Here is a 14,205-nt window from a genome sequence, read left to right on the forward strand (position 1 = left end):
TCACTACCGATAGTGTTTACGCGAACTGCTTCAGGAAGCGCACGTCGTTCTCGAAGAACGCGCGCAGGTCGTTGACGCCGTAGCGCAGCATCGCGAACCGCTCCACGCCCAGGCCGAAGGCGAAGCCGGTGTAACGCTCCGGATCGATGCCAACGCTGCGCAGCACGTTCGGGTGCACCATGCCGCAGCCCAGCACTTCCAGCCAGCGGGTGCTGCCATCGGGCTGCTGCCAGGCGATGTCCACTTCCGCACCCGGTTCAACGAAGGGGAAGTAGCTGGGACGGAAACGCATCTCGAAATCGCGCTCGAAGAACGCGCGCACGAACTCGGACAGCGTGCCCTTGAGATCGGCGAAGTTGGAATGCTCGTCCACCAGCAGGCCCTCGACCTGGTGGAACATCGGCGAATGGGTCTGGTCGCTGTCGCTGCGGTAGACCTTGCCGGCGGCGATCATGCGCAGCGGCGGCGCGTGCTCCCCCATGTAGCGCACCTGCACCCCGGAGGTGTGCGTGCGCAGCAGGCGGCCATCGCCGAAGTAGAAGGTGTCGTGCATCGCGCGCGCCGGATGGTGCGGCGGGAAGTTCAGCGCTTCGAAGTTGTGCCAGTCATCTTCGATTTCCGGGCCTTCGGACAACTCGTAGCCCAGGCGGCCGAAGATCTCGGTGATGCGCTCCAGCGTGCGGGTCACCGGGTGCAACCCACCACGGCCACCGCGACGGCCCGGCAGGGTGATGTCGATGGCTTCAGCGGACAGGCGCGCATCCAGGGCGGCGTCTTCGAGTACCGCCTTGCGCTCGGCCAGCGCCGTGGTCAGCGTGTCGCGTGCGCGGTTGATCGCTTCGCCGGCGGCCTTGCGCTCGTCGGCCGGCAAGGCGCCAAGCTGCTTCAGCTGCGAGGTGATGCTGCCACTCTTGCCCAGCAGGGCCACGCGCAGCTGTTCCAGCGCATCGGGGCTCTGGGCGGCAGCCACATCGGCCAGTGCCTGGGCGGTCAGGGATTGGATGTCACTCATGGGGTGCCGGAACCTCGGGTCGGATATGCCCTCGCGATGTGCGAAGGGCCGACCCCCGTCGCAACCGCTGTCCGGCCGCCGCGCGTTGCGCTGGCCACCGCACAAAAAAGAATGGGGAAGGACTTGCGCCCTTCCCCATGCATTGCCTTACCTGCGGGCGCTGCGTCAACCGCAACGACCGAGGAGGACTTATGCCGCCAGAGCGCCCTTGGCCTTTTCAGCCAGCGCGGCAAAACCGGCCGCGTCGTGCACGGCGATGTCTGCCAGCACCTTGCGGTCCAGGGTGATGCCAGCCTTCAGCAGGCCGTTCATGAAACGGCTGTAGCTCAGGCCATTGATGCGGGCTGCGGCATTGATACGGGTGATCCACAGCGAGCGGAAATTACGCTTCTTCTGCTTACGACCGATGTACGCGTACTGCTGGGCCTTGATGACGGCCTGCTTGGCAACGCGGAAGACCTTGCGACGGGCATTGTAGTAGCCCTTCGCGAGAGTCAGGATTTTCTTGTGGCGGCGACGCGCCTGTACGCCACGCTTTACTCGTGCCATGTGTTAATTCCTCAGAGGTAAGGGAGCATGCGGTCCAGACGGCCGGCGTCTTCTGCACGGACGTGGTTCGTCTGACGCAGGTTACGCTTACGCTTGGTCGCTTTCTTCGTGAGGATGTGGCTACGGTTGGCGTGGCCGCACTTGTACTTGCCCGAGGCGGTCTTGCGGAAACGCTTGGCCGCCGCCCGGTTGGTCTTGATCTTGGGCATTGCTATGTCCTTGATGGGATTTGACCCTGGTTTCTGACTGATCTGGCGGTGGCCTGGGCCACTCTTTCCGTCCTGCCATGATCCGCGTACGACCCCTCCTGATGGGTCGAGCCGGCAATCATACAGGGGAAACGGGCCTCGGGCAACGCCCCCCTGACCCTGCAACGGTAGCGCCGAGCCATGCTCGGCGAGCGCGGACCGCGCCCGGAAAAGCAGAAAGGCGCCAGCGGCGCCCTCCTCCCGTTGCATTCAGCCGCCAGGCGCCCGCGAAGGGCAGCCCGTCACGCCTTATGTCTTCTTCTTCGGAGCAATCATCATCACCATCTGGCGGCCTTCCAGGCGCGGACGGGATTCGATCACGATGTCCTCGCCCAGATCGGTCTCGATCCGGTTGGCCATCTCGCGACCCAGTTCCTGGTGGCTCATTTCGCGCCCACGGAAGCGGATGTTGACCTTGATCTTGTCGCCCTCTTCGAGGAAACCGCGCATCTTGCGCAGCTTGATCTGGTAGTCGCCCTCGTCCGTGACCGGACGGAACTTCACTTCCTTGATCTCGACCTGCTTGCTCTTCTTCTTGGCTTCGCTGGCTTTCTTCTGGGCTTCGAACTTGAACTTGCCGAAGTCCATCACCTTGCACACCGGCGGATCGGCCTGCGGCTGGATTTCAACCAGGTCCAGGCCTTCTTCCTCGGCCATGGCCAAGGCTTCGTCGCGCGTCAGCACGCCGATCATTTCGCCATCGCTGCCGATCACGCGTACGCGCGGCACGCGGATTTCCTGATTCTTTCGATTCTGTTTATTGTCAGGGGTACTGATATTGCAATCTCCCAGGGGTATCGAACCGGTCCGCGCGCCATTGCACACGGACCGGACCTTTGATTACGCGCCCTCGGCCTGCAGCCGTTCAATGAAGGCCTGGAGACTCATGCTGCCCAGGTCCTCGCCGGAACGCGTACGCACCGCCACGGCGCCGTTTTCCTTTTCGCGGTCACCAATGACCAGCAGGTACGGCACGCGCTGAAGCGTGTGCTCGCGAATCTTATAACCGATCTTCTCATTACGCAAATCGGCGACTACCCGGAAGCCTTGATCCGCAAGGGATTTGCGAACCTCGCTCACGTATTCAGCCTGGGCATCGGTAATGTTGGCCACCACCACCTGGGTCGGCGCCAGCCAGGCCGGGAACTGGCCGGCATGGTGCTCGATCAGGATGCCGATGAAGCGCTCCATCGAACCGACGATCGCCCGGTGCAGCATGACCGGGTGCTTCTTCTGGCTGTTCTCATCCACGTACTCGGCGCCAAGGCGGCCGGGCATCATGAAATCGACCTGCATGGTGCCCAGCTGCCAGGTACGGCCGATGGCGTCCTTCAGGTGGTACTCGATCTTCGGGCCGTAGAAGGCACCCTCGCCCGGCAGTTCCTGCCATTCCACCCCGCAGCTGGACAGCGCCGAGCGCAGCGCGCCCTCGGCCTTGTCCCACGTTGCGTCGTCGCCCAGGCGCGATTCCGGACGCAGCGCGATCTTGATCTGGATGTCCTCGAAGCCGAAGTGCTGGTACACCGCCAGCGCCTGCTGGTGGAACGCGGTCACTTCGCCTTCGATCTGCGATTCGGTGCAGAACACATGGCCGTCGTCCTGGGTGAAGCCACGCACGCGCAGGATGCCGTGCAGCGCGCCGGACGGCTCGTTGCGATGGCATGAACCGAATTCACCGTAGCGGATCGGGAGGTCGCGGTAGCTGTGCAGGCCCTGGTTGAACACCTGGATGTGGCCCGGGCAGTTCATCGGCTTGACCGCATAGGTGCGCTTCTCCGATTCGGTGAAGAACATGTTCTCCTTGTAGTTGTCCCAGTGGCCGGACTGCTTCCACAGCGACACGTCGAGGATCTGCGGGCAGCGCACTTCGCCGTAGCCGCTGTTGCGGTAGACGCGGCGCATGTACTGCTCGACCACCTGCCACAGTGCCCAGCCCTTGGGGTGCCAGAACACCAGGCCCGGTGCCTCTTCCTGCAGGTGGAACAGGTCCTGCTGCTTGCCGATGCGACGGTGGTCGCGCATTTCCGCTTCTTCGATGCGCTTGATGTACGCATCGAGCTGCTTCTTGTCGGCCCAGGCGGTGCCGTAGATGCGCTGCAGCTGCTCGTTCTGCGCATCACCGCGCCAGTACGCACCGGAAATGCGGGTCAGCTTGAAGGCCTTCAGGAAGCGCGTGTTGGGCACGTGCGGGCCGCGGCACATGTCCACGTATTCCTGGTGGTAATACATGCCCATGGCCTGGATGTCCGGCGACATGTCCTCGATCAGGCGCAGCTTGTAGTCCTCGCCGCGCGCCTTGAAAATTTCCACGACTTCAGCGCGCGGGGTCACCTTCTTGACCACGTCGTAGTCCTGGGCGATCAACTCGCCCATGCGCTTTTCGATCGCGGCCAGGTCATCCGGGGTGAACGGACGCTCGGACTGGATGTCGTAATAGAACCCTTCGGCGATGACCGGACCGATCACCATCTTGGCATCCGGATACAGCTGCTTGACTGCATGACCGACCAGGTGCGCGCTGGAATGGCGGATGATCTCCACGCCCTCCTCGTCCTTGGCGGTGATGATGCGCAGTGTCGCGTCCTTGGCGATCACGTCGCTGGCATCGACCAGCACGCCATCGACCGAACCGGCGATGGTGGCCTTGGCCAGACCGGCACCAATCGACTGGGCCACCTCCATGACGCTGACGGGATGTTCGAATTCGCGGCGGCTGCCGTCGGGAAGGGTGATCGTGATCATCGAGATGGCTTCTTGCTGTGCCCGCACGGCGGGCTGGGATGCGGATCCGGGCCAGGCCCGGGCAATAAAAAAGCGCCACGAGGGCGCCTGGATGGGAGCCTTCGGGTGCGGGTCAGCAGTGGGCGATGGTAGTGCTCATGTCACACGCTCGGCCGGCGCTTGGCGCGGGCCACCTGGATCCAGTGGGTTGGCTGTGGTTGATCTTAAACCAGCGCGGCACAAAGCCCAAGCACGACGGCCGCGGCGGCCTGAATAGCGGATACTGGATCGCGCAAAAGTCAATGATTACCATACGCGTGCGTCGCTACACCCTCCTGCACTCCGGCCCCCCCGATGACACCGCTTGCTGACACTCGTCCCTCGTTGTACCTGGCGGGAATCCCACGCTGATGCAGGTACCCACCATTGGCCTGTCCTCGCTGGGTTTCTGCTCGCTGGCGATGCTGGCCACCGCGCTGTCCGCGCTGGCGTTCTATGCCGCTTCGCCTCACTGCCGCTGGCCACGGCTCCATCGCGCCGGCCGGCTGGGCCGGGAGATCGGCACCGTGGCCGCCGTTGCCGGCCTGTGGCTGTGGATGGCCGACCTGGGTGTCGGCGCCGGCCTGGTGATCGCCCTGTGCGCGTGGATGGCAATCGCCATGCTGCTGCCCACGCTGGCGGCCTGGCATCGTCCGGCCGCGCTGCCGGCCAGGAAACCGCGCTGATGTGGCCGCGCGCCTTTGCCGGCCTCATCGCAGGCCTGTTCGTGGCCGCCGCGATCACAGGGCTGGTGGCGTGGCTGCCGCCTGGCCCTTGGGCCTCCGCGCTGGTGCCCAGCCTGATCACCTTCATCCCGCTGTGGATGCTGGCGGCGATGTGGGCCTTCAGCTTCCGCAGCGGAGCGCGCGCATGGAGCGTGATGGGCGCCTGTGCCACCGCTGGCTTCCTCCTGTTGTGGCTGTTGCGCCTGTCCGGCGCAGTGCAATGAGAATGATCCAATGAAGTTCAGCTCGCAGACCCTGCGCACCTTCACCACGCTGCATACCTGGGTCGGCCTGGTGGCCGGCTTCGCGTTGTTCGTGGCCTTCTACGCCGGCGCGCTGACCGTGTTCCACCACGACATCCCGATGTGGCAGACCCCGGCATCGGTGGACCAGCCCGCCGCCACCCTGGCCGACGCGCAACGCCTGCTGGATGGCGTGCTGGAACGCCATCCGGCCGCACGTGCGCACATGGGCATGACCTTCCCCGGCGGCGACCATCCGCAGCCGATCGCCTACTGGCAGGACGCCAAGGGAATCTGGCAGTACGCCTGGCTGGACCACTACGACGGCAGTGTCACCCCACCACAGACCGGTCTGGCCGAGCTGGTCAACGAACTGCATTACACGCTGGGCTTGCCAGTGGCCGGCATCTACCTGATGGGCATCGTCAGCCTGCTGTACGGCGTGGCGCTGCTCAGCGGGCTGGTGATCCACCTGCCCAAGCTGGCCGGCGACCTGTTCGCGCTGCGCCCGGGCCGCAACCTGAAACAGTTCTGGCAGGACGCGCACAACATCATCGGCGTGCTCAGCCTGCCCTTCCACCTGATGTTCGCCGTCACCGGGGCACTGCTGTGCCTGGTCTTCCTGCAGATGGCCCTGCTCAATCCACTGATCTACAACGGCAGGCTGATGCAGGCGGTACCGTCGGCGATGGATACCGCGCCGGTCCGGGCAGCCAGCGGCACCGCCGGCGAGGCGGTCAACCTGGCCGACCTGCATGCGCGTTCGCTGCAGGTGGCCCGCGATCAGGGCGTGCAGGGCTTCGAACCGGCCTACCTGAAGCTGGCCAACGCCGGCGACGCCGCGGCCACCATCGAGATCACCGGCGAATCCGAAGGCACGCTCGGCCCGGCCGGCGCGGTCGCCTTCGACGTCGCCAGCGGGCGCCTGCTGGCCAGCCAGTTGCCGGGCCGCCGCGATGCCAACCATGCCACCCTGAGCGCGGCCTATGCCCTGCACTTCGGCGAATTCGGCAATGGCGTGGTGGCTTGGCTGTATTTCCTGCTGGGCCTGGGCGGCGCCTTCCTGTTCTACTCCGGCAACCTGTTGTGGATCGAATCACGGCGCAAGCGGCGGCAGGTCGAGCAAGGCCGCGCGCAGGTCAACATGGCGCGCGCCACGGTCGGCGTCTGCATTGGACTGGTGGTGGCGATCTCGGCCGCCTTCGTCGCGGCGCAGATACTGGAGCGCGTGGCGCCGCATGCGGTGGATGCCGGTATCCGCTGGGTATGTTTCCTGGCCTGGGGTGCGTGCGCGCTGTGGGCCGCGCTGCGACGCCCGGCGCAGGCCGCGCGCGAACTGCTGTGGGCGGCTGCCGTGGCAACCGCGCTGGTACCGCTGGCGCATGGCGCACTCAGTGGATGGTGGTGGTGGACCAGCGCGGGCCATGGCCACTGGGCGCTGTTCTGGGTGGATGCGGTGGCGCTGGCCATGGCGGCCGGTTTCGCGGTGCTGGCGCGTGCCACCGCACGCCGCGCGCGGGATGGTGATCCGAACAGTGTCTGGGCCGATCCACAGTGAGCATCGCCCCGGATCAGCAAGGCGACAACGCGCCGCCGATGATGCGTTTGCCCGCTTGATCGAACGGGCGGGAATCTGACGCCAGCATACGCAAAGGACCCTATGCGGCGGCGGTCTTGTCCGCTGTCGCGGGCCAGTAGCGCAAGGAAGACTGGAATGGCGCAAGCGCACCCCTTCTTCCGCCACAGGATGTCGTCCATGAAACGCCGCATGTTTACTCCCGTATGCCACCAGGGCCCGTTGCCAGCTGATGACATCAAGCGCCGGAGATTCCTCCAGGCATCCTCCGCAGCGGGCCTGGGTTGCCTGCTTGCCTCGCCGGCAAACGCCTTTCCCGGCCTTGTGGACCTGATGGGGCAGCCACTATCGCGTTCAGTGGCCAACCCTGCGGCCGGTGCACCTACCATCGACACGATCAGAGCGCTTCTGCTTGCCAGCCTTGCCAAGACCTCGCCGGTGGTGGGCGGATTCTTCGCCGCCCTTGGGGACTTCTTCATTCCTACCGCCGGGGAGAAGCCCGAAACCCTATGGCAGCGCTACACAGATGCAAAAATCGAAGAAGCGGTAATCAACCTGGTGAAGGCGGACATGGCTGGGCTCAGCGACGTCGCCCGGCTCTACCGTGATGCGGTACGCGACGGAGACAAGGACACCATCAAGACGCAGAGCATCGCGGCACGCACCGTGTTCGCCCAGCGCTTGCCGCAGTTCCAGATGAGCGGGCACGAGATTGCCTTGCTTCCCTACTTTACACTCGCCGCCACCCTTGAGATGACGCTCCTGAGGGACATGGCGCTCACTGGCAAAGAGATAGGCCTGTCCGATGACAATGTGGAGTCGGTGAAAGAAGACCTCACCCAGCGCATCAAGCGCTATGGCGATTACCTTGTTGAACCCATGAAGAAGGCTGTCGCCAAGGCGATTGACGATAATCCGCATTCGAATGATCCCGCTGGCAGGAACCAACCCTTGACTGCGGTGCTTTCCCTCCACAAGCAGATGAGCTTGGATGTCATCGACGTCTTCAGCACATGGAAGGCATTCGATGCCCGCAAGTATCCCAACGGCGCACGCATCGTTCTGGACCGCCAGGTATTCAGTCCGATCATCGGCTGGTGGGAAAGGGACTCGAAACCGCCGCAGGGCATTCCGAAATCGTGGAGGTTTGCTCCCCCGGACATCCGGTCCGTCGAGTTCTGGGTCAGGACACAATGGCGGACGGAGTGGATGTACGGCTTCAAGGTCACCTACGCGGACTCCACCGAGCTCACTACGGGAGAGATGTCAGGCACCCGAACCCTTCTGGATATGTCCGATCGTTATGCGACAAACGTCGCTGGGCACTCCGGGTCAGCCATCGGCGGAATGAAGCTGCGTACACACCCGGACAACCGACTGCATCAGGTGGGCCCTGATCCCTATGAGTCCCAGCGTGTCATCACCGCCTTCGCCCCCCGGGGTCATCGCCTGTCCTCGCTGCGCAGCATCGGAAAAGGCGTAAACAGTGGCGAGGGCGCCGTCAGCGGCTTCGTTGCGGGATTCCAGTTGCTGGACAAGGAGGCCGCGCCGGATTCTACAGACCTTCTCATGCAGCTCTCACCGGATCTACCGCCGCAGGTCATGCAATGGCTGGCGATGCAAGCATCATCTTCGCAGCGGATCGCGGGCACCGAGCTGCCTTCAAACTTCTGAAGCGGCGAAGCGGGGGCTTCCACGGCCGAGTGCATGCGCTGAAGGCAGCGCGGGCCGTGGAGCCCCACCTCCTCACTCCCCCACGACCCAGTCCAACAGCCGTGGAGCGATGTTCGGCGCAATCCGGTCGAACAGTTCCAGAGGCATTGGCTGGGCAACCTGGTCCACAAGCTGGAAGCCGATGATGTAGCCGCAATCGTCCCTGCCATCCGTCCAGCGGGCGCCACCTGCGCTTCGCATCGAGGAAAGCCGATGGTCGGCCGGCGCGACGATCGCCGGAGCGGTCTGGGTACGACGTGTCCCCACGGTACGCCATTGGCGATTGCGCCCCAACCCGAGCTCGACACGCTCGACAGCGGACCCGTAATGGATGCTGACGCGATTGATGTAGCCACTCGTTGGAAGATCGATGGTGGTGCGCTTTCCCGCTATCTCACCCGTGCGAAGCCGAGTCCCGTCCGCGTAATCAAGCGAGACACCAGCGAGATAGAGAAGCCTCGCGAACTCATGCTCCCAGAATTCAATGCTGCGGATGGTGCTGCTGGGGAGCGGGTATTGCGGAATATTCTCCGGCGCTTTGGAGTGGCTGTCCCACCATCCGGCCAGGTACATGATCTCCCTGTCCAACCGTACGCGTACCCGGGCCGGGTACTTCACAGCATCGAACGCATACCAGGTATCCCGGATGTCGATCACCGCTACCTGCAGCGCGGCCTTCGCACCCAGCATGGCGGCAAAAGGTTGGTTGCGCGTCTGCGGCGTGCCCCGATTGGGGTTGTCCGCTTTTGCTTTTGCCAATGCGGCGGCAACCTGCGTGTCGACGTATCGTGTGTACTCCTTTATGCATCTGGATAGCTGCGTTTCGATGCTCCTGCGGAATGCCGGGTCGAAGCCCAGGTTATCAGCCTTCAAGGCCATGTCACGCAACAGTGCGAGGTGCATCGTCGCGGCAACGGTATACAGCGGCAACAGGGCGATTTCTTCGCGTGGCAGCCGGAAGCTCGGCATGGCGGTCACGAAACTCGTGTTGGCAGCGATGCTCTGCACACCCATCGCGTTGAGGTCACCGGAATCGACAGTCTGCCGGTAGAGTTCAGCAACGGCCGAGAGACCTTCAAGGTCGCTCTGTACGAGCCTGAACAACGCGTCCGAGATAGCCCGGTCTACATATTCCCGCCACAACTGTTCAGCGGATTTGCCCACGCCCGGTATGAACAGCGCGCCGATGAACGACAGGAAGCCTCCCGTGACGGGAATCAGATTGAGGGCGGCAAGCAGTACGTTGCGCAATCCACTGGCGAGCCCCTCCGATACCAACGGCAGGACAGGCATGAAATGCGCCGGCACAGGTTCGGCGTGGAAGCTTCCGGCAGATACCGGGAAGGGGGGCAGCAGGCCGCTCAAGGTACCGGCAATGGCAAGCTGCAGCATGCGCCGCCTGCCAAGGTCATCAATCAATGGCAATGCCAGCGTGGCGGCGTCTTTCACAGGGCTGCGTTTCATGATGCTACGTTTCCGGAGGGTGGTCGGTAGGCGCAGTTTTTCAGGCGATCACAGCATTCGTCGCCTCGACCAAGAAACTGCTGTCCGGCGCGTCCCATCCCGCCGCAGTCCCCTCCTTCGTCGCGGCCCTGACGCAGCGCGCTGTGTCGATACAGGCATCACCAGCGAGTGATTGGCCGGACGACGGGCAAAGAAAAAGCGGGCCGAAGCCCGCTTTCTCGTTCAAGCGAAGAGCGTGACGACCAACGGTCGTCACCCACCACCGATTACTCGGCAGACACACCCTCGCCTTCTTCGACGGCCTTCATCGACAGGCGGATACGGCCCTGCTTGTCGACTTCCAGCACCTTGACCTTGACCACATCGCCTTCCTTCAGCACGTCGCCGACCTTCTCGACGCGGTCGCTGGAGATCTGCGACACGTGCACCAGGCCATCCTTGCCCGGCAGGATGGTGACGAAGGCACCGAAGTCCATGATCTTGGCGACCTTGCCTTCGTAGATGCGACCCGGCTCGACGTCCGAGGTGATCTGCTCGATGCGGGCCTTTGCAGCCTGCGCAGCGATGGCATTGACCGAAGCGATGATGATGGTGCCGTCATCCTGGATGTCGATCTGGGTGCCGGTTTCCTTGGTGATGGCCTGGATGGTGGAACCGCCCTTGCCGATCACTTCGCGGATCTTGTCCGGGTGGATCTTGATGGTCAGCAGGCGCGGCGCGTAGTCCGACAGCTCCTGGCGCGGCGCGGTCAGGCCGTGGGCCATCTCGCCCAGGATGTGCAGACGGCCGGCCTTGGCCTGCTGCAGTGCCTGCTTCATGATCTCTTCGGTGATGCCTTCGATCTTGATGTCCATCTGCAGGGCGGAGATGCCCTCAGCGGTACCGGCCACCTTGAAGTCCATGTCGCCCAGGTGATCTTCGTCACCCAGGATGTCGGACAGGACGACGAAGCGCTCGCCTTCCTTGACCAGACCCATGGCGATACCGGCCACCGGCGACTTGACCGGCACGCCGGCGTCCATCAGGGCCAGCGAGGAGCCGCACACCGAGGCCATCGACGAGGAGCCGTTGGATTCGGTGATTTCCGAGACCACGCGGATGGTGTACGGGAAGGCTTCCAGCGACGGCATCACGGCGAGGACGCCGCGCTTGGCGAGGCGGCCGTGGCCGATTTCGCGACGCTTCGGGCCCATCATGCGGCCGGTCTCACCCACCGAGTACGGGGGGAAGTTGTAATGGAACAGGAAGTTGTCCTTGTACTCACCAGACACCGCGTCGATCACCTGACCGTCGCGGGCGGTGCCCAGCGTAATGGTCACGATGGCCTGCGTTTCACCGCGGGTGAACAGCGAGGAGCCATGGGTACGCGGCAGGATGCCGGTCTTCACGGCGATCGGGCGGACGGTGTCCAGCGCACGGCCGTCGATGCGGACCTTGGTGTCCAGCACCGAGTTGCGCATGGTGCTGTATTCCAGCTCGCCGAATTCCTTCGACAGCTCAGCCGGGTTCCAGCCTTCAGCGGCCACGCGGCCAGCCAGCGACTCGACCACGTCCTTCTTGATCGCCGAAATGGCGTCACGGCGCTGCAGCTTGTCGCGCACCTGGAAGGCTTCGCCCAGGCGCGGGCCGATGGCTTCCTGCAGGGCGCTGATCAGCACGTCGTTCTTGGCCGGGGCGACCCAGGTCGACGGCTTGGTGCCGGCTTCCACGGTCAGCTCGTTGATCGCGTTGATGACCTTCTGCATCTCGCGGTGACCGAAGGTCACGGCGCCCAGCATCACCTCTTCGGACAGCAGGGCGGCTTCGGATTCGACCATCAGCACGGCATTGGCGGTACCGGCGACAACCAGTTCCAGCTCCGAATCCTTCAGTTCGGTCACGGTCGGGTTGAGGATGTACTCACCGTTCTTGTAACCGACCTTGGCAGCGGCGATCGGCCCCTTGAACGGGGTGCCGGCCAGCGACAGCGCGGCCGAGGCACCGATCAGCGCGGCGATGTCGCCGTCGATGTCCGGGTTCAGCGACATCACCGTGGCGATGATCTGCACTTCGTTCTTGTAGTCTTCGGGGAACAGCGGACGGATCGGACGATCGATCAGGCGCGAAATCAGCGTCTCTTTCTCGGTCGCACGGCCTTCACGCTTGAAGAAGCCACCCGGGATACGGCCACCGGCGTAGAACTTCTCCTGATAGTCACAGGTCAGGGGGAAGAAGTCCTGGCCCTCACGCGCGCTCTTTGCGGCAACGGCGGAGACCAGCAGCACGGTATCGTCGAACTTGACGATGACGGCACCGCCGGCCTGGCGGGCGATTTCGCCGGTCTCAAGCGTGACGGTGTGTTTGCCGTACTGGAAGGTTTTGGTGATTTTTGCCACGGAGGGTGTCCTTGGGATGCTGTCTGCGAATGGACCGTCGGCGACCCGTGCCGCCTGCGGGTGACCGGTCGTTCCGGTCTGAATGCGATGGGTATTACGGTGCTACAAAACAAAACCGCGGCGCATCGCTGCGCCGCGGAGGATTCGTTGCTTAGCGACGCAGGCCAAGCTTTTCGATCAGACCCTTGTAACGGGTCACGTCTTTCTTCTTCAGGTAGTCGAGCAGGCTGCGGCGGCGGTTGACCATCTGCAGCAGGCCACGACGGCTGTGGTGATCCTTCTTGTGGGTCTTGAAGTGGCCGGTCAGCAGTTCGATGCGGGCGGTCAGCAGGGCGACCTGGACTTCCGGGGAACCGGTGTCGGAGGCGCTGCGCTTGTTGTCTTCAATAACCTTCTGGGTGTCGATCGACATTTTCTTTTCTCTTCTGATGCGGGGCCAGCAGGAACGTGTTCACGCACCGCTTGGCTCGCCGTAGGCTGATGATGATCCTGCAGGACGCAGGGTGCCCGTGAAAGGGCCGCAAAATTGTAACGGGAGCGCCCTCCCGGAACAAGGTCCGGGGCTGAATGGCCCCGGGGGATGTCACGGATTGAAGCGCCGCTGGGACGCCAGCAGGCCGGTTTCATCGACCTGCCCCAAGCCACAGGCGCCGCCGTCGGCGCCGTAAACCACCACCAGCCCTTGCGGCCAGCGGGTATCGCGCTGGCGCTGCCCCAGGCAGAAGCGGACCGCCTGCTGTGCATCCAGGTCAACCCGGGGGTAATCCACCAGCCCGGCCGAAAGCGGCAACAACAGGGCGTCCATGCCGGTTTCATCACCGGAATCGGCCATGCTGCGCAGCTGCTCGAGGGTGACCATCGCCGGTTCGGCGAACGGCTCCACCCACAAGCGGCGCAGTGCACTGATGTGCGCCCCGCACCCCAGCGCCTCACCGAGGTCGCGGGCGATGCTGCGGATATAGGTGCCCGAGCCGCAGGTGACGCGCAGCCGCAGGCGGTCCGGCTGCTGCTCCAGCACCTCGATGGAGCGCACTTCGACATCCCGCTCGGGCGCCTCGATGGCATCGCCACGGCGGGCCTTCACATACAGCGGCTCCCCACCCTGCTTGAGCGCGGAATAGATCGGGGCGCGCTGACGGATGTGGCCGGTCAGCGCCGCAAGCGCGGCCTGAAGGGCATCGGCACTGATCTCCGGCACCGGACGCTGCAGCAGCACCTGGCCTTCGGCATCATCGGTATCGGTGGTCTGGCCGAGCACGACTTCCGCGTCGTAGGCCTTGGCCGAGCCGAGCAGCAGCCCGGCGATCTTGGTGGCCTCGCCGAAGCACAGCGGCAGCAGGCCGGTGGCCAGCGGGTCCAGGCTACCGGTGTGGCCGCCCTTCTCGGCACGGAACAGGCGCCGGGCGACCTGCAGGGCCGCGTTGGAACTCATGCCGCTGGACTTGTCGAGCAGCAGGATGCCGTCCAGGCGACGGAATTGGATACGTGTCATGGATATTCATCGTAGCGCCGAGCAGTCCCCGGCGGGCAGGATCCGTGAT

Annotated in this window: 13 protein-coding genes; 4 read left to right on the forward strand and 9 right to left on the reverse strand. The window is 64.1% G+C overall.

All coding sequences use genetic code 11. The features are described from left to right. Positions 1–16: 16 nt before the first annotated feature. The 5 genes from SOM47_RS00205 to thrS form a co-directional block, all read right to left on the reverse strand. Positions 17–1,012, reverse strand: coding sequence for a phenylalanine--tRNA ligase subunit alpha (locus SOM47_RS00205; RefSeq protein WP_042612989.1), 996 nt, complete (start codon positions 1,010–1,012; stop codon positions 17–19). Between the two features lie 189 nt (positions 1,013–1,201). Then, on the reverse strand, positions 1,202–1,561 hold the full coding sequence (gene rplT / locus SOM47_RS00210) for a 50S ribosomal protein L20 (RefSeq protein ID WP_003484828.1): 360 nt from the start codon (positions 1,559–1,561) through the stop codon (positions 1,202–1,204). 11 nt (positions 1,562–1,572) lie between these two features. Further along, complete coding sequence (gene rpmI / locus SOM47_RS00215) at positions 1,573–1,770, reverse strand: 50S ribosomal protein L35 (protein ID WP_002811096.1); 198 nt, start codon at positions 1,768–1,770, stop codon at positions 1,573–1,575. 288 nt (positions 1,771–2,058) lie between these two features. Further along, the gene (gene infC / locus SOM47_RS00220; RefSeq protein WP_080335080.1) at positions 2,059–2,601 is read right to left on the reverse strand and encodes a translation initiation factor IF-3; all 543 of its coding nucleotides are present in this window, start codon (positions 2,599–2,601) and stop codon (positions 2,059–2,061) included. 48 nt (positions 2,602–2,649) lie between these two features. Then, a complete protein-coding gene (gene thrS / locus SOM47_RS00225; protein WP_320504452.1) occupies positions 2,650–4,551 on the reverse strand; it encodes a threonine--tRNA ligase in 1,902 nt (633 codons plus the stop codon). 389 nt (positions 4,552–4,940) lie between these two features. On the opposite strand from thrS, the gene SOM47_RS00230 reads away from it, so the two are divergent. The 4 genes from SOM47_RS00230 to SOM47_RS00245 all read left to right on the forward strand — a co-directional run bounded on the left by SOM47_RS00230 (position 4,941) and on the right by SOM47_RS00245 (position 8,786). Then, positions 4,941–5,255 carry a hypothetical protein gene (locus SOM47_RS00230; protein WP_320504453.1) on the forward strand — a complete coding sequence of 105 codons (315 nt, stop codon included), beginning with the start codon at positions 4,941–4,943 and terminating at the stop codon, positions 5,253–5,255. Continuing rightward, positions 5,255–5,518: a hypothetical protein gene (locus tag SOM47_RS00235; RefSeq protein WP_192083299.1), complete on the forward strand. Its 264-nt coding sequence runs from the start codon at positions 5,255–5,257 to the stop codon at positions 5,516–5,518. The genes SOM47_RS00230 and SOM47_RS00235 overlap by 1 nt, the downstream gene beginning before the upstream one ends. A 10-nt stretch (positions 5,519–5,528) precedes the next feature. After that, positions 5,529–7,094, forward strand: coding sequence for a PepSY-associated TM helix domain-containing protein (locus tag SOM47_RS00240; protein ID WP_192083298.1), 1,566 nt, complete (start codon positions 5,529–5,531; stop codon positions 7,092–7,094). 198 nt (positions 7,095–7,292) lie between these two features. Then, entirely contained in the window at positions 7,293–8,786 is a 1,494-nt protein-coding gene (locus tag SOM47_RS00245) for an insecticidal delta-endotoxin domain-containing protein (RefSeq protein WP_192083297.1), read from the forward strand. Between the two features lie 72 nt (positions 8,787–8,858). Here the strand turns inward: SOM47_RS00245 and SOM47_RS00250 are convergent, their stop codons facing one another. From SOM47_RS00250 to truB, 4 genes are all read right to left on the reverse strand, one after another. Continuing rightward, a complete protein-coding gene (locus tag SOM47_RS00250; protein WP_192083296.1) occupies positions 8,859–10,289 on the reverse strand; it encodes an insecticidal delta-endotoxin domain-containing protein in 1,431 nt (476 codons plus the stop codon). 266 nt (positions 10,290–10,555) lie between these two features. After that, positions 10,556–12,664, reverse strand: a complete 2,109-nt coding sequence (gene pnp, locus SOM47_RS00255; RefSeq protein ID WP_320504454.1) for a polyribonucleotide nucleotidyltransferase — start codon at positions 12,662–12,664, stop codon at positions 10,556–10,558. A 151-nt stretch (positions 12,665–12,815) separates the two neighbouring features. Next, on the reverse strand, positions 12,816–13,076 hold the full coding sequence (gene rpsO / locus SOM47_RS00260) for a 30S ribosomal protein S15 (protein WP_192083294.1): 261 nt from the start codon (positions 13,074–13,076) through the stop codon (positions 12,816–12,818). Positions 13,077–13,247: 171 nt separating this feature from the next. After that, complete coding sequence (gene truB, locus SOM47_RS00265; RefSeq protein ID WP_192083293.1) at positions 13,248–14,156, reverse strand: tRNA pseudouridine(55) synthase TruB; 909 nt, start codon at positions 14,154–14,156, stop codon at positions 13,248–13,250. Positions 14,157–14,205 lie beyond the last annotated feature (49 nt).

Origin of the sequence: Stenotrophomonas sp. CFBP8980 (assembly GCF_034046095.1) — a bacterium.
GTDB lineage: Bacteria > Pseudomonadota > Gammaproteobacteria > Xanthomonadales > Xanthomonadaceae > Stenotrophomonas > Stenotrophomonas lacuserhaii.

Coding starts and splice junctions, on each gene's coding strand:
- SOM47_RS00205 (WP_042612989.1), bottom strand. CDS start 1,012: ATGAGTGACATCCAATCCCTGACCGCCCAGGCACTGGCCGATGTGGCT.
- rplT (WP_003484828.1), bottom strand. CDS start 1,561: ATGGCACGAGTAAAGCGTGGCGTACAGGCGCGTCGCCGCCACAAGAAA.
- rpmI (WP_002811096.1), bottom strand. CDS start 1,770: ATGCCCAAGATCAAGACCAACCGGGCGGCGGCCAAGCGTTTCCGCAAG.
- thrS (WP_320504452.1), bottom strand. CDS start 4,551: ATGATCACGATCACCCTTCCCGACGGCAGCCGCCGCGAATTCGAACAT.
- SOM47_RS00230 (WP_320504453.1), top strand. CDS start 4,941: ATGCAGGTACCCACCATTGGCCTGTCCTCGCTGGGTTTCTGCTCGCTG.
- SOM47_RS00235 (WP_192083299.1), top strand. CDS start 5,255: ATGTGGCCGCGCGCCTTTGCCGGCCTCATCGCAGGCCTGTTCGTGGCC.
- SOM47_RS00240 (WP_192083298.1), top strand. CDS start 5,529: ATGAAGTTCAGCTCGCAGACCCTGCGCACCTTCACCACGCTGCATACC.
- SOM47_RS00245 (WP_192083297.1), top strand. CDS start 7,293: ATGAAACGCCGCATGTTTACTCCCGTATGCCACCAGGGCCCGTTGCCA.
- SOM47_RS00250 (WP_192083296.1), bottom strand. CDS start 10,289: ATGAAACGCAGCCCTGTGAAAGACGCCGCCACGCTGGCATTGCCATTG.
- rpsO (WP_192083294.1), bottom strand. CDS start 13,076: ATGTCGATCGACACCCAGAAGGTTATTGAAGACAACAAGCGCAGCGCC.
- truB (WP_192083293.1), bottom strand. CDS start 14,156: ATGACACGTATCCAATTCCGTCGCCTGGACGGCATCCTGCTGCTCGAC.